The organism is Sphingopyxis sp. GC21, assembly GCF_025727575.1.
Classification (GTDB): domain Bacteria; phylum Pseudomonadota; class Alphaproteobacteria; order Sphingomonadales; family Sphingomonadaceae; genus Sphingopyxis; species Sphingopyxis terrae_A.
Map to the genome: position 1 here is coordinate 648,459 of NZ_CP095845.1, position 24,558 is coordinate 673,016.

Consider the following 24,558-nt stretch of genomic DNA (forward strand, 5'->3'; position numbering starts at 1 on the left):
GCGGCGGCCGAGACGGAAGGAGATGCAGGCGATGGCCGATCAATGCTGCGCCGGAAAAAGCGGAGCGACCGCGCTGAACGATCCCAAGTGGCGGCGCATCCTGTGGATCGCGCTGCTGATCAACGGGGCGATGTTCCTCGTCGAAATCGTCGCGGGCGTCGCAGCCGATTCGCGCGCGCTGCAGGCCGATGCGCTAGATTTTCTGGGCGACAGCGCCAATTATGCGATCAGCCTTACGGTCGCCGGCATGGCGATCGCATGGCGCGCGCGCGCGGCAATGCTGAAGGCTACGACGATGCTGGCGTTCGGGCTGTGGATATTGGGCTCGACGATCTGGGGCTTCATCGACGGCAGCGCACCGCATGCCGAAACGATGGGGATGATCGGCGTCGTCGCGCTCGCCGCCAATGTCGCGGTCGCGCTGATGCTCTATCGCTACCGGACCGGCGACGCCAATATGCGCTCGGTGTGGATATGCTCGCGCAACGATGCGATCGGCAATCTGGCGGTGATGGGGGCGGCGCTCGGCGTGTTCGGCACCGGGCAGGGCTGGCCCGACCTTCTGGTGGCCGCGATCATGGCGCTGCTTGCCATATGGGGCAGCGCCGAGGTCTTCCGCCACGCGCGCCGCGATCTCACCGCCGCCTGACGCGCGCCGCCCATAGGTGCCATTCGTATGCGCCGCGCGGAACCGAACTGGCGGCAAAGCATTTCCCCGCTTTGCCTTCGCCGGTCAGGAGCATATTGTGGCGCACAGGATGCGGATCAGGGGCGCCTTGCACTTCGGCCCGGCGCGCGCGTGCCGACGGCCGCGCGCAGGATGGAGGCACGCGAGTGGCTGATCCCGCAGCGCCCGCGGCAGCCGGCGGCGCCTATGTGTTCAAGCCGCACGAACGCCCGATCATGCCGGGGTCGCCCGCGTCGCCTGACCATCCCGTCGGGCGCAAGGTCGGCTATTTCGTCATTGGCCTGTATCTTGCGATCGTCGGCGGTTTCCAGAATGGCCTGCTCATCGCCAATCTGACGGTGCTGCAGGGGCATCTCGACCTGGCGCCCGCAGATGCGGGCTGGGTCACCGTTTCCTATAATATGACCAATGCGTGCATGAGCATCCTGCTCTATAAGTCGCGCCAGCAGTTCGGCATTCAGCGTTTCGTGCGCGCGACGATGATCGCGCTCCTGATTGCCAATTTCGTCCAGCTTTTCGATGCCGGTTACCGCATGGAGCTCATCGCGCGCGGCGTGTCGGGGATCGCCGCGAGCGGGCTGACGACGCTTGCTGCCTTCTACATGATGCAAGGCTTGCCAGCGAAGATGCGGATTGCGGGCTTCCTGCTCGGCATCGGGCTGGGACAGGTGGCGATTCCGCTCGCGCGCGCCATATCGCCGCTGTTGCTCGCCGACGGGGACATCGGCAATCTGTTCGTGCTGCAATTCGCGCTCTCGCTCGTCGCAGTCGGCGCGGTCAACATATTGCAGCTCCCGCCGGGCGAAACGATCCGTTCGTTCGAAAAGCTCGACCTTATCACCTTTCCGATCCTGGCGGTCGGCGTCGGGCTGCTCTGCGCCTTTCTGGTGCAGGGGCGCATCATCTGGTGGTCGACGCCGTGGCTCGGCGGCGCGCTGGCTGCGTCGGTGGTGCTGATCGGCACCGCCTTCCTGATCGAACATTACCGCCGAAATCCGATGCTCCACACGCGCTGGATCGGCAGCCGCAACCTCATAAAATTCGCGCTGACCGGCGCACTCGTCCGCGTGCTGACGTCCGAACAGAATTTCGGGGCGAGCGGGCTGCTGTCCGCCACCGGCCTCGTCAACGATCAGCTTGTCACCTATTATGCGGTGCTGTCGTTCGCGACTCTGATGGGGGCGGTGCTGTCGATCGCGCGGCTCGACCCGACCGACCTGCGGCGGCCGATCCTCGTCGCGCTTGCCGTCATCACCGTCGGCGCGTTCCTCGACACCCATTCGGGTCTGCGCACCGGGCCGGTGAACCTGTATTTCTCGCAAGGCGCGATCGCGTTCGCCGCGGTCTATGTGATGGGGCCGCTGCTGCTCGAAGGGCTGCTGCGCGCCATTTCGCGCGGCCCTGCCTATATGGTCAGCTTTCTGGCGGTGTTCAGCCTGTCGCAGACGATCGGCGGGCTTGCCGGGGTTGCGGCGCTATCGGCCTTTCACACGCTGCGCACCAAGGCGCATCTGATGACGCTGGGGCAGAGCCTGTCGACGACCAACCCCGAACTGGCGCATGGCATCAACGCCATTGCGGCGAGCCTGACCGGCAGCATCGCCGACCCGGCGCTGCGCAGCGCGACCGCCGCGGGGCAGGTGGTGCGCGAGGCGGCGCGCGAAGCGACGATCCTGGCATTCAACGACGTGTTCGTCGTGATCGGCAGCCTGTCGGCGATCGCCTTCGTCGCGATGTTCGCGCGCTGGGTTTATGATCGACGCCGCGGAATCAATCCATTGGCACGGGAACTTGAAGTCTTGCAGAAACTGAGGGCGCAAAATCAATGAGCGACGACAAACAGGAAGGCGCGCCGCCCGCGCCCGAAACGCCGGCACCGGCTCCGACGCCGGACCCGATGCCGACCCCGGCACCGGCTGCTGCCGATCCGACCCCGGCGGACCGGCCCGCCGACGCGCCGGCCGATGGCTGGGCGCCGCCGCGTTCGCGCGGACGGATCATCCTGTTCGGCGCGATCATCCTCGTCGGCGCGCTCGCCATTCTCTACGCCTGGGGACTACCGCCCTTCCGCGCGAACAGCCAGACCACCGACAATGCCTATGTGCGCGGCCAGACGACGATCATCGCGCCGCAGGTCGGCGGCTATGTGACCGCGGTGCTGGTGCAGGATTTCCAGACTGTCGCGGCGGGGCAGGAACTGGTGCGGATCGACGACCGCATCTACCGCCAGCGCGTTGCGCAGGGCAGCGCCAATATTGCCGCGCAGACCGCCTCGCTCGACAATAGCGCGCAGAGCAGGCGCTCGGCCGAGGCGCAGGTGAAGGCGCAGGAGGCGGCGGTCGCCAACGCCCGCGCGCAGCTCGCCCGTGCCCAGGCCGATATGCGGCGCGTCAACGATCTGGTCGGCGAAGGATCGGTGTCGATCCGCGAACGTGACCAGACGCTCGCGGGGCTCCGCCAGGCCGAAGCAGCGGTGCGGCAGGCCGAGGCGCAGCGCGCGATCGCCGAGGAGCAGGTGCGATCGGTGAGCGTCGGGCGCGGCGGTCTGGAGGCCGGGGTGGCCAATGCAAAGGCGGCGCGCGGTCTGGCCGACATCGATCTTCAGAACACGATCGTTCGCGCCCCGCGCGCGGGCAAGCTGAGCGAAGTGTCGGTGCGCGTCGGCCAGCTCGTCAGCCCGGGCACCCAGCTCATGTATCTCGTGCCCGAGAAGCATTGGGTGGTCGCCAATTTCAAGGAAGCGCAGACCGCGAATATCCGCGTCGGCCAGCGCGCGACGCTGCGCGTCGATGCGCTGGGCGGCGCCGAGCTGAAGGGTGTGGTTGAAAATATCGCCCCCGCGGCGGGCAGCGAGTTCAGCATCATCAAACCCGACACCGGATCGGGCAATTTCGTCAAGGTGCCGCAGCGGATCGCCGTGCGCATCCGCATCGAACCGAAACAGAAACTTGCCGAGCGGCTCGGTCCCGGCATGTCGGTGGTGGCGACGGTTCATACCGGACGCGGCGAATGAGGCGGCTCACCTTGCCGTTTGCCGGTCTGGCGCTGGCGTTGGCGGGCTGCGCGCCCGCGCTGACGCCGCCGCCCGCCGCGAGCGCGGTCGCACCGCCCGCCGACTGGCGCACCGTGCTGCCGACCGACGGTGCGGCGATCGACAGCCGCTGGTGGTCGGCATTCGGCGACGCGCGGCTGACCGCGCTGGTCGAACAGGCGCGCGCGAACAACAGCGACCTTGCCATCGCGGCGGCGCGCGTCGCCGAAGCGCGGGCACAGGAGCGCGTCGCACGCTCGCTGCTGCTGCCGAACCTGTCGCTGAGCGGGCAGGGGGCCGAGGCGCGCAGCGTCAACGCCTTCGGCCAGCCGACCGAAAGCTTCGCCGCGCAGCCGGTGTTCCAGGCGAGCTACGAGATCGACCTGTTCGGCCGCAATGCCGCGACGCGCGAAGCGGCGCGGGCCAATGCGGCGGCGGTTGCGGCGGCGCACGAGGCGGCAACACTGTCGGTCAGTGCGGCAGCGGCGAGCGGCTATATCACGCTGCTCGCGCTCGACGCGCGGCGGCAGTTGCTCGCCGAGACGCTGACCTCGCGGTCGGAGGCGCTACGGCTCGCGCGCAGCCGCGCCGAGGCCGGCTATACCTCGCAGCTCGAACTGCGACAGGCCGAGGCCGAATATCAGGCGACGACGCAGCAGATCCCGGCGATCGAGGCGGCAATCGCGCGGCAGGAAAACGGCCTGTCGCTGCTGGTCGGCGATACGCCGCATGCAATCGCGCGCGGCGAAGGTTTTGCCGCGCTCGCGGTGCCGCCGGTGCCTGCGGTGCTGCCGTCTGAACTGGTGCGGCGGCGGCCCGACATCGCGCAGGCCGAATATGCGCTGGCGGCGACCGACGCCAATCTGCGTGCCGCGCGGGCACAATTCCTGCCGCAAGTCCGGTTGGCAGCGTCGGCCGGGGCGGTGATTTCGTCGGCTTTGGGCGATCCGATCAGCATATGGTCGGTCGGCGGCAGTATATTGGCGCCGATCTTTTCGGGCGGGCGACTGCAAGGCCAGTTCGACGCCGCGACGGCGCAGCGCGATCAGGCAGCTTTCGCCTATCGCAAGACGGTTCTCACCGCCTTTCGCGAGGTGGAGGACCAAATGGCGGTGATCGACCGGTTCAACGCGCAGGAACAGGCGCTGATGGCGCAGCGCGCGGCGGTGGCCGATGCGCTGCGGCACGCGACCAACCGCTATCGCGCGGGCTATTCGCCCTATCTGGAACAGCTCGACGCGCAGCGGTCGCTGCTCGGCGTCGATCTCGCGCTGATCCAGCTCCGCGCCGACCGCCTGAACGCATATGTCGCCCTCTATCAGGCGCTCGGCGGCGGCGCCCCGGCGGCTTAATCGCCAGCGAGGATTTTCTCGATCCCCGATGCCACCGCGGGGTGATAGGTGGCGCGCGAGCGGGCGAACAGGTCGCGCGCGATCGCATCGCCCCACGCGCCCTGACGCTTCAGCCCGGTGTAGAGCGGCCGGATCAGCAGACCGCGCCCGACGGTGCCGGCGAACTGGCGCAATGACGGTAGCGCGGGTTCGTAGCGGTTGGCGATGGCAAGTTCGAGCCAGGCCGAACGGACATAGGCGTTGGTTGACGCCGACAGACCCAGCGTTTCGTCGAGTTCCTTGAGCCGCGCCGCGCTCTGCGCCCGCGGGATGCCGTTCAGGAAACGTAGCCATTGCTGCGTCGTCCAACCTTCGGGGGCGATGGCGCGCGCCGGACCGCCGGCGTTGAAGGCGGCAAGCTTGGCATCGACCGCGGCCAGCGTCGCGCTCTTGTGGTGCACCGCATTGTCGGGCAGGCCCGCGGCATAGGACCAGCGGTCGAGTTGCAACGACAGTTCGAGCGCCGGGTCGCCCTTCAGCAGATTTTCGCGCAGATCGGTCAGGAAACCCGCGGTCGTCTGCGGCTGAAAGGCATGGCGGTCGAAATAGGATTTGAGATAGGCGTCCCAGCGCGCGCGGCCGACCGTCGTTTCGATCATGCGCAGGAAGTTGGATCCCTTGGTATAATCGAGCGTGCCGTCGCCGGGTGCACCGTGCAGCCGGGTCTTGGCGCCGGTCTGGCCGCCATTGGCGTCGATGTCGCGCATCATATTGTCCCAGTCGAGATCGGCATACATCGCCGCGCGCTCCTTGCCATAGAGCGCCTCCATGATCCGGTTCTCGAAATAGGTAGTGAAGCCTTCGTTGAGCCAACTGTCGGACCAGGTCGCATTGGTGACGAGGTTGCCCGACCAGCTATGCGCCAGTTCGTGCGCGACGACGTCGGTGTTCGACCGGTCGCCGGTGATGATCGTCGGCGTGAGAAAGGTCAGCATCGGGTTTTCCATGCCGCCATAGGGAAAGGAGGGCGGCAGGACGAGCATGTCGTAGCGGCCCCAGCGATAAGGGCCATAGAGCGCCGAGGCCGCGTCGATCATCTTTTCGACATCGCCGAATTCGCGCGCCGCGGCGTCGAGCATCGTCGCTTCGGTCCACACGCCCGAGCGTGGGCCGAGCGAGCGGAATTTAAGGTCGCCGACCGCGAAAGCGATCAGATAGGGCGGCACCGGCTTGTCCATGCGAAAGCGAAAACGGCGGCGACCGTCGGGCAGCGCTTCGCCCTTGTCGCCGCTCAGCTTCTCGCCGCTCATCACCGCGACGAGATCGCCCGGAACGGTCAGCGTCGCATCCCATGTCTGACGGATACCGGGGCTGTCCTGCGTCGGAATCCAGCTCCGGTTGAGGATCGCCTGGCCTTGGCTGAACAGATAGGGCTTGGTCTTTCCCGCAGTCATTTCGGGCGGCAGCCATTGTAGCGCATTGGCTCCCGGCCGGCTGCGATAGGTCAAGACGATGCGCTGCGCGCCATCGAGTTCGACCGTCAGCGCCGAACCGAGTTCGGGATCGGTATCGCCGACAGCCCATTTGAGCGGCTTGCCATTGGCGTCGGTGACCGAAGAAATCGCCAGATTGTCGGCATCGAGGACGATCGACTGGGCATTGTTGGCGACGAGCAGATCGAGCGTCGCGGTGCCGCCCAGCGTGCGGGTCGCGAAATCGACATCGAGGTTCAGCGACACATGGGTGACGCGGGCGACCTCGGGATCGGCGTGGGTCCATACGTCCTTCGCTTCGGGCGTGGTCAATATGGGGGCAGGGGCGGTCGCCGTCTGTGCGGCGAGGGGCGAGGCGCCGGCGAGCAGCGCGGCGGCGAGCAGGATCATACGCATGGGAAGGCGGCGTAGGCGGCGACGCACGAAACTGCAACCGGCTGGTGGCACGAAGCAATCCTGGCGAACGCGAAATTGGCGGTGGCGATTGCGGCCGATCGGGCGCAAGGTGCGCGCCACCCCCGACGCGGGCGCTTCCCGCGCGGGATGTCGATGATTCAAATGATGGATTTTGCCAATGACCCGATATCGCCCCATTTCGTTCGCCGCGGCCGCGCTCGCCGGCGCTGCTCTGCTTGCCCCTCCCGCCCTCGCCGAAGAGGGGATGTGGACCTTTGATGCCTTTCCGGCGCAGCAGGTGAAGCAGACGTATGGCTGGGCGCCCGACCAGGCGTGGCTGGGCAAGGTGCAGGCGGCGGCGGTGCGTCTGACTGGCGGCTGTTCGGCAAGCTTCGTATCGGCCGAAGGCCTGATCCTGACCAACCACCATTGCGTCGCAAGCTGCCTGTTCGACAATTCGAAGGCGGGCGCCGACTATCTCAACGACGGGTATGTCGCCGACCGCCGCGACATGGAGCTCAAATGCCCCGGTCAGCAGGCCGAGGTCGTCACCAGCATCGGCGACGTGACCGGGGCCCTCAAGGCGGCGATGGGATCGCTCGCGGGCGAAGCGCTGACGAAGGCGCGCGATGCGAAGATCGCCGAAATCGAAAAGAGCGGTTGTCCCGACACCGACAAGACGCGCTGCCAGGTCGTCACCCTGTTCGGCGGCGGTCAGTACAAGCTCTACAAATATCGCAAATATTCCGACGTGCGGCTGGCATGGGCGCCTGAGGATCGCGCCGCGACCTTCGGCGGCGATCCCGACAATTTCAACTTCCCGCGCTATTCGCTCGATGCAAGCTTCCTGCGCGCTTACGAGAATGGCAAGCCGGTCGCGACGCCCGCGCACCTGCAATGGAACCCGCGCGCGCCGCGTGAGGGCGAGATGACCTTCGTCGTCGGCAATCCCGGTTCGACCAGCCGGCTCTACACGACCAGCCAGCTTGCGTTCGAGCGCGAACTGCGCCTGCCGATTACGGTGACGACCTATTCCGAACTGCGCGGCCGCCTGCTGCGCGCGATGGAGGAAAGCAAGGATCATGAGCGCGAAGGGCTCGATCTGCTCAACGGGCTCGAAAACAGCCTGAAAGTCTATATCGGCCGCCAGAAGGCGCTGAACGACCCGGACTTCACCGCGACATTGGTCGCCAAGGAGGACGAGCTGAAGGAGAAGAGCGCGGGGAATGCCGCGATCGGCGATCCCTGGTCGTCGGTCGACAAGGCGGTCGGCGCCTATCGCTCGCTCTATTTGCCGGCGCGCTTCACCAATCCGATGAGCGATCTTTATGGCTATGCCGAAACGCTCGTCTATGCGGCGCAGGAGCGCTCGAAGCCCAATAGCGAGCGCCTGCCCGGCTACACCGACAGCGCTCTGCCGCTGACCAAGAAGAGCCTGCTCGATGCGAAGCCGGTCTATCCCTGGCTCGACGAGCTGACGCTCGAATGGAGCCTGTCGAAGGCGCGTGAATATCTGGGTGCCGACGATCCGGACACCAAATTGCTGCTCGGTCAGGAAAGCCCCGAGCAGCTTGCCAAGCGGCTGGTCGAAGGATCGAAGCTCGCCGATCCCGCCTATCGTCAGATATTGTGGGACGGCGGACTCGCCGCGATCGAGGCCAGCGACGATCCGATGATCCGCTTCGCGCTGCGCCTCGCACCGCGCCAGCGCGCGCTCAAGAAGGCGGTCGACGAAGCCTATGGCGGCCCGCTTGCGGTCGCCGGCGGCAAGATCGCCGACGCGCGCTTCGCCGCCTATGGCGACACGCTCTATCCCGACGCGACCTTCACGCTGCGCATTTCCTATGGTCAGGTGAAGGGCTGGATGGAGCGCGGCAATGCGGTGCCGATCGCAACCACGATGGGTGGCACCTTCGACCGCGCGACGGGCAACCCGCCGTTCGACCTCGCCCCGGCTTTTGCGGCGAAAAAGGCGGCCATCGATCCGGCGGTCACCTATGACTTCGTGACGACCAATGACATCATCGGCGGCAATTCCGGCTCGCCGGTGATCGACAGGGCCGGTACCGTCATCGGCGCCGCGTTCGACGGCAATATCCACTCGCTCGGCGGCAATTACGGTTACGACGGCACGCTCAACCGTACCGTGGTCGTTTCGACCGCTGCGGTGCAGGAAGCGCTCGAAACCATCTATCCCGCGCCGGCGCTGATGAAGGAGCTTGCGGGCAAATAGCGATGCCTGCTTCGCCGCGGAGGTGATGCAGACAGGTTGCGGCGGGCGGCGGACTAACCGTCGCCCGCCGCAGCGGACTCATCTCGATGGTCGGGCTTAAGCGCGACAACAATGGCCGAAAGCGCCGACGCTAACGGCGCGCCCCGCGGGGTAATTCCAAGTGAATGCCAATTTTTGAAGTCCCGCAGGACTGTTTGGTGCGCCACGCAGTCCGCCGAGCTTTGCTCTCTCAATTTGAAGCGCAAATTTCGCGAGATTTTCGCTGTTTATGTACATTACAGCGTAAAATCGCTGACTGAATTCCCTTCGAAGCATCACAAAAGGCTGAAACGGGCAGGGATTGCAATGGTTTCCCAAGATGCGCGCATGAACGCGGGTTACAAATTAACAGGGAAACGAGCGCCAAACAAAGATGCCTGATCACCGTAGCCGCGCGCGATCACGCTGGCGCGCGAGCCAGACAACGCACGGACGCTTGCGTTCCAGATGAGCGCTGGCTAATATTGGGAACGAGAGTAATTGCTCCGATCGCAGGCCAAAGAGCCTAGCGCCCCGCCAAGGACAACAGAAGTCTCGCCAATGCGGCGTGACCAGTTGGATTGTCCTATCATGGAAAATATCAAGTTGGAGTTCCTCGCGCCGGGCGAGATCAAGCCGCGCATTCGCGCCTACCGTAAGCACAGCCCAAAGCAAGTCGATCTCATCGCTCGGTCGTTGAAAGAGCGGGGCTGTATCGAACCTGTCTTGGTTGACAGCCAGAACCGCATCGTTTGCGGCGAAGCCGTGGTTGCCGCAGCTGGGCAAATTGGCCTCAACCGCCTGCCGGTCGTGCGAGCCGGTCACCTTAGCGATGACCAATTGCGGGCTTATGCGGTGGCGGCGAACAGGCTGATGTACTTGCCGACGTACACGCGAGGCGCGTCACGATCGTGAAGGACGCGGCGCTGGAATTGGCGGCGTTCAGCATCAATAGCGGGGGCCTGCAAGACGCGTTCTCCCCCGCGACCATGGGCAGTGCCGCACTAGAGCGCTTTGACCTCTTGTCGATGCGGTGGCGCACAGGCCAGGATGTCGTAGGTCACGGTGCGTTCAAGGCAAGCTATGCTGGCACCACCTATTTTTACCGGGCGCCGTCGGGCGCGACCTACAGCGCTTCCTATGAGCTCGTTAAACTAGCCGCGGCACGTGCCGCCGGCGTGCGCCTCCACGCGTACGACGAGGCATCGAGGGAATTCTCAAGCGTCCTGGGATGTGAACCGCAAGGCTTGCCCGGCCGGGCTCTCGTCGCGTGTTCGGGATCACTGCCTCGCATCGAGCCAGGGCTTTCCATCTATCGCGACGTCGGCCCTGACGTAGCCTCGCGCGTCCTTGAGTTTCTTTACAACGGAGAGTTGCCGTCGTGATTTCGCGTACACCCCGCACCGTGATGAACTACGTCCGCGACGCGTATCTTCGCTACTACGACACGGCATTCTGGATGCGCGATGAAGCCATCATGGCCGAGCGTAAGAAATTGCTGCTCGAGCCTGGCGTCATGGCGCAGGAGCCGCTCCTTGAGGCGGTCCCGGTCTATCCGTCGGTAACGCCGGTGGCAGAGGCATGTGAGCGCGCGGGCTTGTCGTCTTGGACTGGCGATCGACTAGGGCAGGTGGTGTTCGGCAAACCAGGCATTGCGCTCCGCGAGCACCAGGCGCAAGCACTCGAATACGCGATCAAGGGCGACGCCGAGGGAAGAAAGAACGTCGTCGTTACGTCGGGCAGCATGGCCGGTACCGGACCAACGTGTGGGACTATGCGGGCGTCAATTCGCTGAAGGCCGATCGCGACGAGGAACTCGCGATGCATCCGACGGTGAAGCCCGTGGCGATGGTTGCCGACGCGATCCGCGACTGTTCGCGCCGCGGCGGGGTCATCCTCGACGCGTTTTCGGGCTCGGGAACGACCATCATTGCGGCGGAGCAGACGGGTCGGCGGGCTCGAGCGATCGAACTCGATCCACGATATGTCGACGTCGCGATCCGGCGCTGGCAGCATCTGACCGGCGGCAAGGCGACGCTTGCCGGATCGGACAGCACATTCGACGAGCTGTCCGAAATGGTCGCGGACCTGGAAGAATGAGAATGAGCGGCGCGGGCGTCATGCCCGCGCCGCTCATTTCATTTGTGCTGCTATTGCCGTGAGTGAAGTTCTGGGAACTTCGTGCCACGCGTCTTCGACATCGGCACGAGGAGAAATCGATGAACGACGAAGATGATTACAAGGTCGGCTACGGCAAGCCGCCGAAGCAGCACCAGTTCAAAAAGGGAGTATCCGGCAATCCAACAGGTCGACCTCCCAAGGTTCCGCAAGACAATGACCTGAAGTCCATTCTTGAAAGAGTTGGAAATGAAGTGGTCGAGATCAACGGTCGGCCCGTTACCCCCCTCGAGCTCAACCTGATGACGATGCAGCGGAAAGCCGCCAAGGGCGATGTGCCGGCAAGCCGGCATCTTGCCAAGCTGCGCGCCGATGCGGGCGTTGGCAAACTTGACACTCTCTGTGGCGTCCTGGTCGTGCCCGGCAAGATGCCGTTGGAGCAATGGAGTGCGGCTGCCGCAATTCAGCAGTCGAAGTACCGCGTCAAGAATGTCGATGACGAGTTGGGATGAGGTTAGGCGGGAAACCGCCGAGGAGATCAGCGTGCCGGGCGGTACGCGGTGCCCGAGCGGTAGCGCTGCGGTTCGGCGCTCAGGTCTCTACGCCTTTAGAAATCCTTGAAACTTGCGCAAGGACGTCCGACTATCCGCGTGAGAGAATGGCAGAAACTTTAATGAACCGCGACGCCCGTTGGAGCCATGGGGTCCCTTCTGAATGCGCGCGGGTCGATCAAGGCGAAGCCATTTGCAGGGGATGAAGTTCGCATGATTCTGGATATGCGTTGGCCGACGCCACCGCTGGTCGGGCCCTGGCACGAACTCGCCGAAGATGTGGCCGATGCGTTTCGCGGGGTGCTGGAGCGCGATGGCAGCTTTGCAAGCGCGGCATGTCCGCCCGGCGCGATCGGCGCGTTTCGCGTCCATCCGCTGCTATTCTGGCCGGACTGGATGTGGGTGGATGCGCTGATCGAGGAGACCGATGCAGCCTCGAAGGTCATATCCTTTCTCTACGGCCCTCACGGTCCGCATATACTCGATGGCACATCGCGCATCTTCCACGATGTCAACGATCTCATATCGATCCGGATCGAAAAGGCCGAGGCCGTGTGCGATTATCTGCGGGTGTTCTGCAGCGCCGTCCGGATGGAGGACAAGCCATTTTTTATCATCGAATCGCCCGGCCGGCTCCAGCAGCTCATCTACCCGTTCGACTTGCCTGAAAGCGCGGTCCCGCTCGCGAGGCCGCTGGAGGCCGTCCGCCAGCGCGACGGATGGAAAATTCACGCACTCGTTCTCTTCGGCGCTACGCTGTTCGAGGCGACCTTTCTGATCTCGACCTACGGCCTCGTCGACATGATCGACGACAAGCTGCTGACCGACGGTCTTCCCGATCATCCTATCCGGTTCGACGGGATATTCTATCGCCAGACCGGCGCAGGAGCATCGCAATGAGCGCCTTGGCCGACCAGTTCGGGGCAAAGACCCCCTCCACGCTCAAATTGCCCGAAACCATCGAAGGCGATGGCTTGCTCGTCGGCTGGTCGCTCGAGACCCGTCCCAGGCAGCGGCCGATCGGATTCAGCTTCGGCGCCGACGCAGGCGCGTCGGACCTTGCCGCGCGCCCCATACTTCTCGAAGGCGAGGGGCATTTGATCACCATCGCCCCGACCGGTGCCGGCAAGGGCATCGGCTGCGTGGTCCCGGCGCTGCTTCGGCACAGGGGACCCGCGATCGTCATCGACCCCAAGGGCGAGAATGCCGCGATTACCGCACGCCGTCGGCGCGAGCTCGGGCAGCAGGTTATCGTGCTCGATCCGATCGGAATTACATCCTTTCCCGGCGACTGTCTCAACCCGCTCGATCTGATCGATCCGCATTCGGCGACGGCCGTCGATGAGGCGCATGTTCTCATCGATCAATTGCTCGCATTTACCAATGACCGCGACAAATTCTGGCAGGGGCGCGCGCGCCAGTTGCTCGTCGGGGCGCTGTTTCACCTGCTGACCGATATGCCCAAGTCAGACCATAATCTGGGCCGGCTGCGGCAGATCGTGAACGGCGCAGCCGAGAGCAACGGGGCTTTGCTCGTCGAGGCCCTGGAAGGCTCGCGCCATCCCGAGGCGCGCAATACGGGCCAGCTCTTCAAGATCAGCGCACCGGAAACCCTTGGCGGCATCGTCGCATTTGCGCAGGAAGCGATCGACTTCCTGCGCGGGCCTGCGCGTTCCTTCGCGGCGTGTGTCATAGCCGGTAACGAATGCTTTTCGGAAGCTCCGTTAAGAGATCGAGCGGCCAGCTTTGGTTGCCGCCAGCCATGGTCACCCGGGCGAGGCGACAGTCCGCTTCTCTCAACATTCCGCCAAAAGCGGCCCGACTGCAAACGTTGAGAGTTTCAGACGCCGGGAGGCGTCAGAAAGTCTTCGGTGCCCGAACCGCGGTGATCATGAGCCGAGCTATGGGGAAAACTGTTTTGCGCAGGTCATGGTGCTGGACGTTGCTGCCCAAAATCGGACGTATCTGAGATCGGACCGTCTGAATTTAGATCGCGAAAGCGGACGCTGAAAGTCGGACCGTCCGATTTTGCGGTTCCGGCGTCTGCTATTGGGCAGCACCGGCGCGAGCGGGTCCGCTTCCAGGCGCGGGTGCGCGCTGGATCGTGTCGGTGCCAGGCCGTGCCGGGTCACGGCGCATGTGTCCCGGGTGCGAGGGATGGCGGTGGCGGCGCGCGGGGCTGATAGCGGCGCTCGAACACTTCGATGATGATCATGATGCCGCCGCAGCACGGACAGGTCGGTCGGGGCTCTGCATCGTCGGCGGGCTCGACGGTCGGTGGAGGCGCGACATCGAGCAGGCGTCGGGCGCGCTCGAGATGATCCTTGCGGCGTGCGCTGGCGAGGAGGCCATAGTGGCGGATGCGGTGAAACCCGCGCGGCAGGGCGTGGAGGAGAAAGCGGCGGATGAACTCGTCGGCGGCGAGGGTCATGACCTGCTGCCGTCCGGCGCCGGCCTTGCGGTAATCCTTGTAGCGGAAGGTGACCCCGGCTTCGTCGAACCGGAGAAGGCGGCTGTTCGGTATGGCGACGCGGTGAGTGTAGCGCGCGAGGTAAGCGAGCACGGCCTCGGGGCCCGCGAATGGCGGCTTGGCATAGACCACCCAGCGCTTCTTCCTGACGGGTGAGAGGTGCCGCAGGAATGCACGCCGCTCGGCAAGATCCGACATGCTGCCGTAGAATGCGAGCTGCCCGCGGTCATGGAGGGCGCGCAGCCGGGTGAGGAACAGGCGTCGGAACAGGGCCCCAAGGACGCGGACCGGGAGCAGGAAGGCGGGGCGCGCCGATATCCAGCGTGTTCCATCGCGCGATATGCCGCCGCCAGGCACGATCATGTGGATGTGCGGATGATGGGTCAGCGCCGAGCCCCATGTGTGGAGGACGGCGGTGATGCGGATCCGGGCGCCGAGGTGCTTGGGATCAGCGGCGATGGTCATCATCGTATCGGCCGCGGCCTTGAACAAGAGGTCATAGACCAGCGCCTTGTTGTAATAGGCGATCGCGGCGACCTCGGCAGGGAGGGTAAATACGACGTGGAAGTAGCCGACCGGGAGGAGATCGGCCTCGCGCGCTTCGAGCCAGCTACGCGCGGCGGCGCCCTGGCATCTGGGGCAGTGCCGGTTGCGGCAGCTGTTGTACGCGATCCGCCAGTGCCCGCAGTCGGTGCAAGCCTCGACGTGGCCACCCAAAGCGGCGGTGCGGCAATGTTCGATCGCCGACATGATCCTCAGCTGATGCAGGCTGAGGTGCCCGGTATGGGACGTGCGATAGGCAGGGCCAGCAGCACGGAAGATGTCGGCGACCTCGAGCGAGGCGCGCATCAGCCTCAGCCGTCGGGTGCATCCTCGCTGGGCGATGCGAGCGCGAGCCTGTCGAGCGGGCTGACGATCGACCGTACCGTCTTGGTCGCGACCTGCGTGTAGAAGGCGGTGGTGTTTAGCTTGGCATGGCCGAGCAGCGCCTGGATGACGCGGATATCGACGCCATCCTCGAGCAGGTGCGTGGCGAAGCTGTGGCGCAGCGTATGCGGTCCGACGCGCTTGTCGATATCCGCGGCCTCCGCAGCTTCGACGACGACGCGGTAGAGCTGGCGCGTGCTGATCGGAGCCGCGGCGCTCTGTCCGGGGAACAGCCAGCCATCGGGAACGAGGATGCCCTGCTGCCGTCCGGCGCGCCACCAGTCGCGCAGGAGCAGGAGCAGCCCTTCGGGCAGCATGGCGTTGCGGTAGCGGCCGCCTTTACCGCGCTCGATCCTGAGCAGCATCCGCTTGCTGTCGATATCGCTGACCTTCAGCGCCGACACCTCGGCGACGCGCAAGCCCGCGCCGTAAGCGACCGAGAGCGCGGCCTGGTGCTTGAGCGAGCGCGTCGCATCGAGCAGGCGCTTCACCTCGGCCATGGTCAGCACGACCGGTATCTTGCGAACCTGCCTGGTGCGGACGAGCTTGCGCGCGAGATCGGGGCGGTCGAGCGTGTGCGTGAAGAAGAACCGCAATGCGCCGACGATGCTGTTCATGGTCGGCGCCGGGACGCCCGCCTGTTGCTGCTCGATCTGGAACTGCCGGATATCCTCGGCGCTCGCGGTGTGGGGCGAGCGCCCGAGCCAGGTCGCGAACCGCCCGACGTCGCGAAGATAGTTACGCTGCGTCTCCTTCGAGAAGCGGCGCATGGTCATGTCGTCGATCAGCCGCTGGCGCAGCGGGCTGATCGGGCCAATCTGGATAAGCTCATTCATCGTTCGACTCCTCAGTTGAAGGAGTCGAAAGGGTCTGCCTGTGGCCGCAGACGTTCAATCAGGCGCGGCGCTCGCTCAGCGCTTTACATCGAGGCTAGCGCCAATCCGCGATAGCGGTTCGTGCACCGGCCACTACCTCTTGTTGGGACAAGGTATTCCTGCGAATGTAGGCATATATTTGACTCTGACAGGACGAGCCAATGACGGAGTGCCGGCCGCCTCACACCCGAGCCCAATGTGGTCGGGGCTATCGAGCGTCGACGGACTGCCATGGAACACCGATAGAGCTGATAAATGCCACCGGCGGCGGCAAGCTTGATGCAATCGTTCGGCATTATCGAGAGAATTACTCGAAGGACGTTCAGGACGAGATGTCCTATTTCGGCGACACCGGCATGGATCTCCCCCGGCAGGCTGCATCCGCGCGAGGCGATAATCCCGGGCGGGGGGGGGGGGGGGAGGGCACAAATTGGCCGCCGGCAATAGGCGCACGATGCCGGCGGCCAATCTTCGCGGACCGCTCTCTACGCAACCTTCGCGTAATGCAGCAGGTCGACCATCCTGAAATCGTCGCCCGTCTTCGACGCATCGACGGTCGGCAGGAAGGGCTGCCATTCGGGATCCTGTGCCAGATAGGAGCCCTTGTCGCCGTGGAGCAGCCCGAGGAACACCTCGGTCACGATCCGCGCCCCGACCGGGCCGAGCCGCTCGCCATTCTCCACCGTCTGCGCCTCGCGGAGGATGTAGAACCAGAGCGGCGTGCGGTCGTCGAAGCCGTGAGGCTTGAGGTCGGCAAGGTCGCCCTTCGACAGCTCAGGCAGCTTCATCGCGCGGGCGACGCGCTGGCCCGAGGGGAGCGCGAAGGTCAGGTGACGCAGCAGGTTGCGCTGCGCGAGCGACGCCGGGTTGGTCTTGGGATCGGGGTTGGGCACCACCGAGCCCGGCAGGCGGAAGAGCGCGGTCGACAGCGTCGTGTCGATCTTCTTGTTCGGCTTCACATTGCCGTCGGCGAAGTCGAAGAAGGTCGGCCAGTCGACGAAACGCCGCGGCGCGCGGCAGCCGCCCGACAGGTCGTCGGGATCGTCGGGGTCCGACGGGGTGGGCTTGAAGATCATCGCGAAGAAGGGATTGCCGCCGTTGCCGGTGAAGTTCGCGCGGTAGGACGGGCGGATCTGGCTGTGCCCGAAACGATAGGCGGCGACCGAGAATTCGACCGGAATATAGGGCTCGTTGTGCCAGCTGTAATATTTGCGCCCGTTCTGCAGCACATCGTCGACCACCGCATCGCCGCAGGTCCGGCGCAGGAACTCATGGACTACGATCCATTGATAATGCCAGCGCACGATCCGCTGCGCCTCGGCGAAAATCTCGTCGGAGCCGGTCAGCTTGATCTTGGTCTTCACATAATCGACGACCTCGTTGTGGAATTTCAGGAATGCGACCTGGAGCTGGCTGATGATGAGATTTTCATCATCGCGCGGATCGCCGATCAACGCGACCTTCTGGCTGTTGCGCGGCAGGTCGAACTTGTTCGCGGTGCCCGTCGCTTCGAGCAGGAATTTGCCGCCCTTGCCGCCTCGCGTGTCGTAGAGATGCGGGCTGCCGCCCGGCCCGGCGCCGTAGACATTGTCGAGGCCGAGGCTCGGCGTGCGGAAATTGGCGATCTGTTCGGGATCGGCCTGCCGTTCGAGGCTGGAGGTCGGGTCGAACGTCATGTCATGGTCGAGGAACTGGCCGAGGAAGGTGAAGCCCGCGGTCAGGTTGGGGTTGTCGCTGTTCTTCGCCGACAGCGCCGGGTTGGTGATGAGCTCGGCGGGCGTCTTGGCCAGATTGTCCTTGGAATCCATGATCCCGCCAGGCTTGCCGATCTCCATCAGCGCGGCGCGGACATCGGGGGTATCGGCGGCGAAGGGGGGCAATTCGCCGAACATGCGGCCGAAGCGGCCAGCGTCGGAATATTTTGAGCGCGGCGGAACGATGTCGCGCGGATATACGCCGTGACGAGGCATGGCAGTCTCTCCTGCTATCTAGCTATGCTGTTGCGATTTTTGGGAGGGCTTCGCCGTCAAGGAGACGGCGCGCATCCGCTGTTCTGGCACGACACCAAGACGGGCAGGTTGCGCGCGCGACGGGCGCTTTCAAAGATAAAAGAGGCTTAATGCCGCGTTAGGCTGACAGGGAGGTGCTTTAACGCGACCAAGTGCGCGCGGTCTGTCTGACGGATTGGCCGGCGTTTCGATCGGGAAAAAGCGGGCTAGCCTTCCAACCGCGCAAGCGGTGTGGTTCCCGGTCCGTCGCGCCGCCGAGCCGGGCAGCGCGGGGGCCTCGGCTTACGGATGCGGATTATGCCGCTGGTTCAGCAACCTCGCTCAGTCCGCCGTCCGTTCGGCGATGCGCCGTAGCTCCGCCTCCGACACAATCGTCAGATGCTGATTCCGGCTGACCAGCAGCCGCCTTCGATCCCATTCGGCGAGCGTTCGGCTCGCGGTGTGGAGCGTGGTCCCCGCGATGTCGGCGATGTCCTTGCGCCGGAGCGGAAAGGCGATCCGCACGCCCTCGTCGTCACGGCAGCCGGCCTGTTCGAGCAGGCGCAGCAGCGTCCGCGCAATGCGGCGCTCGGCGCTCTGCGTCGCGAGCTCGCGCAATCGCTCCTGCGCTTCGCCGAGGCGCTTGCCGATGATGCCGGCCATGTTGATCGCGACCTGCGATTGCCGCCGCATCAGCGCGAGCAGATCGGCGGGATCCCAGCTGATCTCGACCGAGTCGACCATCGCGGTCGCATCGGCGGGATAGAGCCCGTCGGTGAGGAACGGGACGCAGCCGAAAATCTCGCCGGCCCCGATAAGACGCACGAGTATCTCTTCGCCGTCGCTCCCAACCTGCGAGATACGCACACAGCCTGCGAGCAGCGCGTGCGCGCGGCCGGCGCGCTCGCCCTGGCCGAAAATGCGGGTGTCATGCGGCAGTTCGCGCAACCGTCCCGATGCGATCACCTCTTCGCGCGTGGCCGACGGCAGTCCGGCCAGCAGCGCGAGAGTGCGGATCGTCCTGGGATCGACGGAGGTTCGGGCGGCCATGACTCGCTTCTAACGGCGCCGGAGCAAAAGTGGAGCTCTTTGCGCCAGCGCAAATCGGCGTGTCGCGCCTGTGCTAGAAGCGTCGCCATCGGGGATCGGAAGGACCCCGGCGAAAACAGGCGAAGGAGGATGGCATGGTCTGTCCCGAATGCGGAGAAGTGATCGGATCAGGACCGCTCGATCTGCGGCGCTCCGCGCCCTTACGACAGGATGGCGCTGTGTTGCTCCTGCGCCGGTCGATCGGTGAGACGCTCGCGCGTGCAAGGCGCCTCGCTCGCCGCTGGGTGCGCGCCTGACGATGGCACAGCCCCATTGCCGCTCGGGCGACATTGCCCGGCTCGGACCGGTTGGCGACGCCGCCACGCACAGCGTGGCGCTCGCGCGCACCGCGTCATTCGAGGCGATTCACCTCGTCGTTCGCGCCGGAAGCTCGATCGCCCCGCATCAGGTCACGGGATCGATGACGCTATACTGCATCGCGGGCCATGTGCGTTTCGAGGGCGGCTCGCCGTCCGAGCTTCGGGCGGGCGACTGGCTATTCCTCGAACCGGGAACCCCGCATGCGCTCGCAGCGGTCGCGGACACGTCGCTGCTGCTGACGATCCTGTTCGACGAACCCGGTGCCGAGGCCGCGGCGCCGGCGGGCTAATCGCATGTTCTGCAGATAATGGCTTAGAAACAGGGGGTTGCAATGGGCGAATATCGCAAGCTTTGGTGGACGTTGATCGCGGTGCTGACCGTGACCTTCGCCATATTGGGGGTGGCCGGCGCCGAAGTCTATCGCAAGGCGCCGCCGATCCCCGCGAAGGTCGTCAGCGCCTCGGGCGCGCTCCTGATGACCCACGACGATATCATGGCGGGGCAGGCGGCGTGGCAGAGCACCGGCGGGATGCAGCTCGGTTCGATCTGGGGCCACGGCGCCTACCAGGCGCCCGACTGGTCGGCCGACTGGCTGCACCGCGAACTCACCGCCTGGCTGAGCCTTGCGGCTGAGGACGGCTATGGCAAGCCGTTCGACGATCTTGCCGTCGAGCAGAAGGCGGCGCTGACCTATCAGCTCAAGCAGGAATATCGGCATAACGCCCTCGATCCGGCGACCGGCGTCGTCACCGTGTCGGACCGCCGCGCCCGCGCGCTTGCGATCGTCGCGGCGCATTATGACGCGCTCTACGGCACCGATCCGGCGCTGCGCGAAATGCGCGATAATTATGCGATGAAAGAGGATACGCTGCCGAGCGCGGAGAAGCGGCAGAAGCTGACCGATTTCTTCTTCTGGACCGCGTGGGCCGCGTCGACCGAGCGGCCGGGGACGGTTGCCACTTATACCAACAACTGGCCGCCCGAGCCGTTGATCGGCAACCAGCCGACGCCGGAGAATATTCTCTGGTCGCTCGCCTGTGTCGTCATCCTGATCGCGGGCGTGGGCTCGCTGATCTGGGGCTGGGCGTTTCTGCGCCGCCACGAAGACACGCCGCTCGTCGCCGCCGACAAGGATCCGCTAACGCTCGCGGCGCTGACCCCGTCGCAGCGAGCGCTCGGCAAATATCTGTTCGTGGTGCTCGCGCTGTTCGTCTTTCAGGTGTTCATCGGCGGCTTCACCGCGCATTACACGATCGAGGGGCAAAGCTTTTACGGCATCGATGTTTCGCAGTGGTTTCCTTATGCGCTGACCCGCACCTGGCATGTGCAGAGCGCGGTGCTGTGGATCGCCACCGCTTTCCTCGCTGCCGGGCTGTTTCTTGCGCCGGTGATCCACGGCGGCGATCCCAAGCATCAGAAGCTGGGGGTCGATCTGTTGTTCTGGGCGCTCGTCCTTGTCGTGGTCGGATCGTTCGGCGGCAACTACCTGTCGATCGCGCAGGAAATGCCGGACGGGCTCGGATTCTGGCTCGGGCATCAGGGCTATGAATTTCTCGACCTCGGTCGCGTCTGGCAGTTCGCGCTGTTCGCCGGGCTGCTCGTCTGGCTGGTGCTGATGCTGCGCTGCATGATGCCGGCGCTGCGGCGCGAAAAGGAAGGCGACCGGAGCCTGCTCCTGCTGCTCACCGTCTCGACCGTCGCGATCGGGCTCTTCTACGGCTCGGGCCTCTTCTATGGCGAGCGCACCCACATCACGATCATGGAATATTGGCGCTGGTGGGTTGTCCACCTGTGGGTCGAAGGCATTTTCGAGGTGTTCGCGACCGCCGCCATCGCCTTCATCTTCGCCTCGATGGGCCTCGTGTCGAAACGGATCGCGACCGCGGCCAGCCTCGCTTCGGCCTCGCTGTTCATGGTCGGCGGGGTGCCGGGCACCTTCCATCATCTCTATTTCTCGGGGACGACGACCCCGGTGATGGCGGTCGGCGCGGCGTTCAGCGCGCTCGAGGTCGTACCGCTGATCGTGCTCGGCTACGAGGCGTGGGAGCATTGGAGCCTGCGCGACCGCGCGCCGTGGATGCGCTCGCTGCGCTGGCCCTTGATATGCTTCGTCGCGGTCGCCTTCTGGAACATGCTTGGCGCCGGGGTCTTCGGCTTCATGATCAACACGCCGGTCGCGCTCTTTTACCTCCAGGGGCTCAACACCACCGCGGTTCACGCCCATGCGGCATTGTTCGGGGTCTACGGTTTTCTCGCGCTGGGCTTCACCCTGCTGGTGCTGCGCTACATCCGGCCTGAGATCGCGTTCAACGAGCGGCTGATGCGCACGGGCTTCTGGGGGCTCAACGCGGGGCTGGTGCTGATGATCTTCACCAGCCTGCTGCCGGTCGGCCTGTTCCAGTTCGAGGCGAGCGTGACCACCGGCATGTGGTATGCGCGCAGCGATACCTTCCTGCAGCAGGGCTTCCTCGAAACCTTGCGCTGGGTCCGCACCTTCGGCGACGTGGTGTTCATCGTCGGCGCGGTCGCGATCGCGTGGCAGGTCGTGATCCTCGGCCTGTGGCGGAAGGGCGCGCGGGCATGAATATGGCGATGATGGCCGCCGCGGCGCCCGATGCCGGAGCGCGGTCGCCGCTCTGGCTGCGCGGCGGCTATCGCCTGCTCTTCGGATGCGGCGCGCTGTGGGCGGTCGTCGTCGTGACGTTGTGGGTCGGCGCGCTTGGCGGGCGCTTGACGCTGCCGATCGCGATGGAGCCGCTCGCGTGGCACCAGCACGAGATGCTGTTCGGCTATCTCGGGGCGATCATCGGCGGCTTCGTCAGCGCCGCCATGCCCAACTGGACCGGGCGGCCGACGGTGACGGGCTGGCGGGTCGCGGCGGTCGGCGGCCTGTGGCTGGCGGCGCGGCTGGCGATCCTCTTTTCGGCGACGGTGCCGCCGCTCGTCGGCGCGGTGCTCGATGTCGTCTATCTGCTGATTCTGCTCGCCTATGCGGCGCGCGAGATTTTCGCCTCGGGCAACCGCAACAAGCCGATCCTGATCATCCTTTTCCTGTTCGCCGCCGCCTGCGCGCTCGATCATGCCGCGATGATGGGGGCGCTCGCCGACGCCGCGCTCGGCGTGCATCTGGGCTTTGCGCTGATCCTGCTGCTGATCTCGCTGATCGGCGGGCGCATCACCCCCGCCTTCACGCGCAACTGGCTGATGCGACGGGGGAGCAGCGAGGGCCTGCCGACCTTGCCGAACCGCTTCGACATGGCGGTGATCGGCGCCACCGCGCTCGCGCTCGCGGCGTGGGTCGCGGAGCCAGCCAGCGCCATCGCAGCCGGGTTGCTGATCGCGGCGGGCGTGCTCCAGTTCATTCGCCTCGCGCGCTGGGCGGGGATGAAGGCGCTCAGCGATCCGCTCGTTTTCGTCCTTCACATCTCCTACGCGTGGCTGCCGACGGGGCTGATCCTGCTCGGCTGCGCGACGCTGCATCCGGTGCTGCCGGTGTCGAGCGCGATTCATGCGCTCGGGGCGGGCGCGATGGGGGCGATGACGCTGGCGGTGATGACGCGCGCGACGCGCGGCCATACCGGTTGTCCGCTCGAGGCCGACCGTGCGACGGTCCTCATCTATATTCTCGTTCACGCGGGCGCGCTGCTGCGCGTGGTCGCGCCGCTGCTGCCCTTCGATTATCTGACGGTCATTGCGGCCGCGGGCGGGCTGTGGGCGGCGGCTTTCCTGCTGTTCCTGCTCGTCTATGTGCCAATGGCGGTGCGGCCGCGATAGAAGCCGGCTGCCGCCGCGATTGTCAGCACGCCGGGCCTAAAAGAAGGACCCCGCCAGCGAGGGCGGGGCCAAGGAGGGGAGGTTGCCATGCGGCAAGGGACTGTCCGTCGTCAGAACATTCGGCACAACTCGCGGCGTAGATTAGCGGAGTGCGGACCTCGTCAGGGGGTTGATGTTAGGCGGCGAACTTGCGGTGCTGCAAGCGCCGATGTTCGATGGTCTGTCGCTTGATCCTTTCGCGCAGTTTGATGATTGCCGGAGCCTGCCGAAGTAGGCGTCGGCAGGCGTCACGTTGGCCAGGCTCTCGTGGTATCGCTGGTGATTGTAGTGCTCGACGAAGGCCTCGATGTGGGCTTCGAGGTCGCCGGGCAGGAAGTAGTTTTCCAGCAAGATGCGGTTTTTCAGGGTCTGGTGCCAGCGCTCGATCTTGCCCTGGGTTTGGGGATGACACGGGGCGCCGCGGACATGGCTCATCTTCCGGGCCTCGATGTATTCCGCCAGCTCACCCGCGATGTAGCTGGGGCCATTATCGCTGAGTAGCCGGGGTTTGTGCAGCACCGTGGCGCTGTCGCAACCAGAAGCCGCCAGGGCGAGGTCCAGCGTGTCGGTGACGTCCTCGGCTCGCATGTTGGTGCACAGCTTCCAGGCGATGATGTAGCGCGAGAAGTCGTCGAGCACGGTCGACAGATACATCCAGCCCCACCCGATGATCTTGAAGTAGGTGAAGTCGGTCTGCCACATCTCGTTCGGCCGCGTGGTTTTCGTGTGGAACTGATCGGCAGCCTTGATCACGACATAGGCCGGGCTGGTGATCAGGTCGTGGGCCTTCAACAGGCGGTAAACCGTGGATTCCGACACGAAGTAGCGCTGCCCATCGGTGAAGCGCACGGCCAGTTCCCGGGGGCTCAGCTCAGACTGTTCCAGCGCCAGCTCGATGATCTGGTCGTGGATGCCCACCGGGATGCGGTTCCACACCCGGCTCGGCGCCGATGGCCGATCTTCCAACGCCTCCGGCCCGCCTTCGAGGTAGCGATCATACCAGCGGTAGAATGTCCGACGAGGGATGCCGAGTTGGTCCAGCGTGCGCTTGGCCGACAGGTGCGACTGCTCGACGGTTCTGATGATCTCGAGCTTCTCGGATGCGGGATATCTCATTCGTCGTTGCCCCCATCCGCGACCATGCTTTTTTTGAGCAGACTGTCTGTCGTCAGAACATTTGGCGCAGATCGCGGCGTTGATTAGCGGAGCGCGGGCC

21 protein-coding genes and 1 pseudogene are annotated in these 24,558 nt (G+C 65.2%); 16 read left to right on the forward strand and 6 right to left on the reverse strand.

Annotation, left to right across the window (positions count from 1 at the left end; all coding sequences use genetic code 11):
• Window positions 1-31: 31 nt before the first annotated feature.
• The 4 genes from MU856_RS03140 to MU856_RS03155 all read left to right on the forward strand — a co-directional run bounded on the left by MU856_RS03140 (window position 32) and on the right by MU856_RS03155 (window position 5,071).
• Window positions 32-649: a cation transporter gene (locus tag MU856_RS03140; protein ID WP_263588353.1), complete on the forward strand. Its 618-nt coding sequence runs from the start codon at window positions 32-34 to the stop codon at window positions 647-649.
• 185 nt (window positions 650-834) lie between these two features.
• Window positions 835-2,517 carry an MFS transporter gene (locus tag MU856_RS03145; RefSeq protein WP_263588354.1) on the forward strand — a complete coding sequence of 561 codons (1,683 nt, stop codon included), beginning with the start codon at window positions 835-837 and terminating at the stop codon, window positions 2,515-2,517.
• Window positions 2,514-3,701, forward strand: a complete 1,188-nt coding sequence (locus MU856_RS03150) for an HlyD family secretion protein (protein ID WP_263588355.1) — start codon at window positions 2,514-2,516, stop codon at window positions 3,699-3,701. The genes MU856_RS03145 and MU856_RS03150 overlap by 4 nt, the downstream gene beginning before the upstream one ends.
• Entirely contained in the window at window positions 3,698-5,071 is a 1,374-nt protein-coding gene (locus tag MU856_RS03155; protein ID WP_062902089.1) for an efflux transporter outer membrane subunit, read from the forward strand. The genes MU856_RS03150 and MU856_RS03155 overlap by 4 nt, the downstream gene beginning before the upstream one ends.
• Here the strand turns inward: MU856_RS03155 and MU856_RS03160 are convergent.
• Entirely contained in the window at window positions 5,068-6,939 is a 1,872-nt protein-coding gene (locus tag MU856_RS03160; RefSeq protein WP_062903154.1) for a M1 family metallopeptidase, read from the reverse strand. The two genes, MU856_RS03155 and MU856_RS03160, sit on opposite strands and share 4 nt — an antisense overlap.
• A 178-nt stretch (window positions 6,940-7,117) precedes the next feature.
• Between MU856_RS03160 and MU856_RS03165 the strand changes: the two genes are divergently transcribed.
• From MU856_RS03165 to MU856_RS03205, 9 genes are all read left to right on the forward strand, one after another.
• Window positions 7,118-9,172, forward strand: coding sequence for a S46 family peptidase (locus MU856_RS03165; protein WP_263588356.1), 2,055 nt, complete (start codon window positions 7,118-7,120; stop codon window positions 9,170-9,172).
• A gap of 111 nt (window positions 9,173-9,283) precedes the next feature.
• A complete protein-coding gene (locus tag MU856_RS03170) occupies window positions 9,284-9,592 on the forward strand; it encodes a hypothetical protein (RefSeq protein WP_202988258.1) in 309 nt (102 codons plus the stop codon).
• A 189-nt stretch (window positions 9,593-9,781) separates the two neighbouring features.
• Window positions 9,782-10,105 carry a ParB/Srx family N-terminal domain-containing protein gene (locus MU856_RS03175; protein WP_062902091.1) on the forward strand — a complete coding sequence of 108 codons (324 nt, stop codon included), beginning with the start codon at window positions 9,782-9,784 and terminating at the stop codon, window positions 10,103-10,105.
• Window positions 10,102-10,575 (forward strand): hypothetical protein, encoded by a 474-nt coding sequence (locus tag MU856_RS03180; protein ID WP_062902092.1) that lies wholly within the window; start codon window positions 10,102-10,104, stop codon window positions 10,573-10,575. Before MU856_RS03175 ends, MU856_RS03180 begins: the two co-directional genes overlap by 4 nt.
• 20 nt (window positions 10,576-10,595) lie before the next feature.
• The gene (locus MU856_RS03185; RefSeq protein WP_263589015.1) at window positions 10,596-10,985 is read left to right on the forward strand and encodes a hypothetical protein; all 390 of its coding nucleotides are present in this window, start codon (window positions 10,596-10,598) and stop codon (window positions 10,983-10,985) included.
• Window positions 10,955-11,290, forward strand: a complete 336-nt coding sequence (locus tag MU856_RS03190) for a DNA-methyltransferase (protein WP_062902094.1) — start codon at window positions 10,955-10,957, stop codon at window positions 11,288-11,290. The genes MU856_RS03185 and MU856_RS03190 overlap by 31 nt, the downstream gene beginning before the upstream one ends.
• 119 nt (window positions 11,291-11,409) lie before the next feature.
• Complete coding sequence (locus tag MU856_RS03195; RefSeq protein WP_263588357.1) at window positions 11,410-11,820, forward strand: DUF5681 domain-containing protein; 411 nt, start codon at window positions 11,410-11,412, stop codon at window positions 11,818-11,820.
• Between the two features lie 252 nt (window positions 11,821-12,072).
• A complete protein-coding gene (locus MU856_RS03200; RefSeq protein WP_263588358.1) occupies window positions 12,073-12,759 on the forward strand; it encodes a hypothetical protein in 687 nt (228 codons plus the stop codon).
• Window positions 12,756-13,694: a type IV secretory system conjugative DNA transfer family protein gene (locus MU856_RS03205; RefSeq protein WP_062902097.1), complete on the forward strand. Its 939-nt coding sequence runs from the start codon at window positions 12,756-12,758 to the stop codon at window positions 13,692-13,694. Before MU856_RS03200 ends, MU856_RS03205 begins: the two co-directional genes overlap by 4 nt.
• A 293-nt stretch (window positions 13,695-13,987) precedes the next feature.
• Here MU856_RS03205 and MU856_RS03210 read toward each other — a convergent pair whose 3' ends face one another.
• From MU856_RS03210 to MU856_RS03225, 4 genes are all read right to left on the reverse strand, one after another.
• The gene (locus MU856_RS03210; protein ID WP_412072811.1) at window positions 13,988-15,178 is read right to left on the reverse strand and encodes an IS91 family transposase; all 1,191 of its coding nucleotides are present in this window, start codon (window positions 15,176-15,178) and stop codon (window positions 13,988-13,990) included.
• Window positions 15,179-15,183: 5 nt separating this feature from the next.
• Window positions 15,184-16,092: a tyrosine-type recombinase/integrase gene (locus MU856_RS03215; RefSeq protein WP_263588359.1), complete on the reverse strand. Its 909-nt coding sequence runs from the start codon at window positions 16,090-16,092 to the stop codon at window positions 15,184-15,186.
• 524 nt (window positions 16,093-16,616) lie between these two features.
• On the reverse strand, window positions 16,617-18,101 hold the full coding sequence (locus tag MU856_RS03220; protein ID WP_263588360.1) for a peroxidase family protein: 1,485 nt from the start codon (window positions 18,099-18,101) through the stop codon (window positions 16,617-16,619).
• A gap of 360 nt (window positions 18,102-18,461) precedes the next feature.
• A complete protein-coding gene (locus tag MU856_RS03225) occupies window positions 18,462-19,169 on the reverse strand; it encodes a Crp/Fnr family transcriptional regulator (protein ID WP_003039380.1) in 708 nt (235 codons plus the stop codon).
• Window positions 19,170-19,467: 298 nt separating this feature from the next.
• Between MU856_RS03225 and MU856_RS03230 the strand changes: the two genes are divergently transcribed.
• The 3 genes from MU856_RS03230 to MU856_RS03240 are packed head-to-tail and all read left to right on the forward strand — an operon-like array spanning window position 19,468 to window position 23,303.
• A complete protein-coding gene (locus tag MU856_RS03230) occupies window positions 19,468-19,818 on the forward strand; it encodes a cupin domain-containing protein (RefSeq protein ID WP_003039377.1) in 351 nt (116 codons plus the stop codon).
• Between the two features lie 42 nt (window positions 19,819-19,860).
• Window positions 19,861-22,113 (forward strand): nitric-oxide reductase large subunit, encoded by a 2,253-nt coding sequence (locus MU856_RS03235; RefSeq protein ID WP_263588361.1) that lies wholly within the window; start codon window positions 19,861-19,863, stop codon window positions 22,111-22,113.
• Window positions 22,110-23,303: an NnrS family protein gene (locus MU856_RS03240; RefSeq protein WP_263588362.1), complete on the forward strand. Its 1,194-nt coding sequence runs from the start codon at window positions 22,110-22,112 to the stop codon at window positions 23,301-23,303. The genes MU856_RS03235 and MU856_RS03240 overlap by 4 nt, the downstream gene beginning before the upstream one ends.
• Before the next feature lie 175 nt (window positions 23,304-23,478).
• On the opposite strand, the pseudogene MU856_RS03245 reads toward MU856_RS03240, so the two are convergent.
• A pseudogene (locus tag MU856_RS03245) lies at window positions 23,479-24,494 on the reverse strand (IS3 family transposase); the annotation flags it as partial.
• Window positions 24,495-24,558 lie beyond the last annotated feature (64 nt).